This is a genomic window from Aminobacter sp. P4_D5 (genome assembly GCF_056401815.1).
The window spans coordinates 1-2,270 of the sequence record NZ_JBFUIP010000335.1 but is presented as its reverse complement, the minus strand read 5'-3'; the positions used below and the strand labels follow the sequence as shown (position 1 = coordinate 2,270).

2 protein-coding genes and 1 pseudogene are annotated in these 2,270 nt (G+C 57.1%); all 3 read left to right on the top strand.

The genetic code is table 11. The features are described from left to right. A pseudogene (locus AC1DWF_RS31600) lies at nucleotides 1-321 on the top strand (hypothetical protein); the annotation flags it as partial. A 156-nt stretch (nucleotides 322-477) separates the two neighbouring features. Then, nucleotides 478-1,098 (top strand): recombinase family protein, encoded by a 621-nt coding sequence (locus AC1DWF_RS31595; RefSeq protein WP_476842520.1) that lies wholly within the window; start codon nucleotides 478-480, stop codon nucleotides 1,096-1,098. Between the two features lie 431 nt (nucleotides 1,099-1,529). Further along, a partial coding sequence (locus tag AC1DWF_RS31590; protein WP_476842519.1) for a hypothetical protein occupies nucleotides 1,530-2,270 on the top strand: 741 nt, incomplete at its 3' end.

Here is a 2,270-nt window from a genome sequence, read left to right as displayed (position 1 = left end):
AAAGCGGACAATCAACGGACTAGTCACGACAAACGCATGGGGGGCTGGACCGAGGTCCGTGCGCGGTTGAAAGGCAATACTGACGGTCATCCGATGATCGTGTTCATGGACCACTGCAAGGCCATAATTCGAACCTTGCCAATGCTCCAGCATGATCCGCACAACATTGAGGACGTCGACACCCATGGGGAAGACCATGCGGCCGACTCCACCCGCTATGCCGCGATGAGCAGACCTTATCTGGCGCGGCACCCTGTCGATCCCCATTCAAAGAGTCCATGGCTCGTCGCGAACGCCTTTCGCCTACGCGAGCTTCGCTAACCTCAAGTCCCAACTCTGACAATGAGAACTGTTCGGTTCATATTGGGTATACCTAAGTGAACCTATTGATTGGCCGGTTCAATAAAGCGAATTGACCACTTAAAAAAGACCAAATATATATGAACCACCTTAAATGAACTGAATCAGGGGTTCAGCATGTTCGTCCGTGCTTACCTTCGCGCTTCCACAAGTGATCAGGACGCCAACCGAGCCAGGACCGAGCTGGTCGACTTCGCCAAGGCGAAAGGCCTCAAGATTGCAGCTTTCTACGCCGAGAACGAAAGCGGCGCTTCGCTAGCGCGGCCTGAACTCGCGCGGCTGCTGTCGGACGCGCAGCCTGGCGATCTGCTGTTGATCGAACAGGTGGACCGCCTCTCACGCCTGGGTGCGGCCGATTGGRACACCCTGCGCGCCGATCTCAAGGCGAAGCGCATTCGCGTCGTCGCGCTGGACCTGCCAACATCCTGGCAGATGATCGGCAACGGCGATGAGTTCACCGAGCGCATGGCCGACGCGATCAACGGTATGATGCTCGACATGCTGGCTGCAATCGCGCGCAAGGACTACACCGATCGCCGCCGCCGCCAGGCGCAGGGCATCGCCAAGGCCAGAGTGGAAGGCCGCTATCGCGGCCGGCCGGCCAACGAAAAGCGCAATGCAGCAATCCTCGCCATGCTGGGCGAGGGCAAGACCTGGGCGACGATCATCGCCGCCACCGGCTGCTCACGCGCCACCCTGGCGAAGCTTGCAAAGCAGGGCGTTCAGGCTGTCGAGTGAAAAGCGGGCCTGTCGGGCCGCAAGGCCGGCTATAGACGCGCGCTTGCTGCAAAGCATCTGGTCCATCGTCGGGTTCACCAGGCTATCATCGGCAACGTGGCGCATGGGGATGGAAACTCGCTAATTATTAGACCTGTGCCACCGAGGAGAATACGCGCCCACCACGTCAGCCAGTAGCATTGAGGCAGGGGTTCTACGCTCTCTACTGACCAGAAGTTGTCGGCTGCGGATCTCCCTCCGCTCCCTTGTTGCCAGTTGGCTCTTCTTGCGGCATGCCAAGAAGGTTCGCAGGATCATTTGCTGGACTTGATGCTCCCAGTGGAATGAGAACTCTATTTGGGGGTGATTTTCGTCCAAACGGGGCCCTTTAACGATGAGGTCATCAAGATGCCTCCGGTTGATCGGAGGCATTTGCGTTTTGGATGTTGGTTGTGGAGGTGATCGAAAAAGATGCGCCGGCTGTCGCTGGTGCAGGAATTTCGATCAAGGCAATCTGCCGGGAGCTGAAGATCTCCCAGGCCGTGCCACCCAGGGCTGCAGAGAAGACTTGTACTGCAACGAATACTATGCATTCATTAAATGAAAGAGGGGACACTGTGAGCGATCTGGGCACACGTGTTGAGACGCTTGTTGTTCGCGGTGTCAACAGCACTCGGACAGCCATCGTTACGGGAGTCGCCACAGTAACGCTGTTCGGTGTGACAGCACTTATCGGTTTCCGAGGTCGTGCGCTACTTGGATTGATAGGCTCCCCGACGAACATGTCCAGCGTGTCGATCGGCCTCGCGGCTGCATGCTCACTTCTGACAGTTGTCGTGGCGCTCGCAATTTGGTTAACGCCGGCTGTTGCAAAGGGGCTGCGCGAGCTGCTTCTTGCTTACATATTTTCCAAGTATGTCGGTAGACGACCCTCAGCGAGTGAGATGAGCGTTGCCAATTTGGTTCGGACCCTTCGTGGCCAGTCATTCACTTATTCAACTGTCGGCGACATTGAGGCGAAGGCCAAGAAGCGTCCCGTTTGGCCATACTATCTTGGCGCGGTCTTAGTGCTGCAGGCCCTCGTTGGATGGGGCCTATTTGCCTGGCTGCTCGCCTACTATGACGGTACGAAGAATCTGGAAACCGACCAGCCCGAGGGCATAATCATCAACTGTGCTGAAACGGATCGTGAG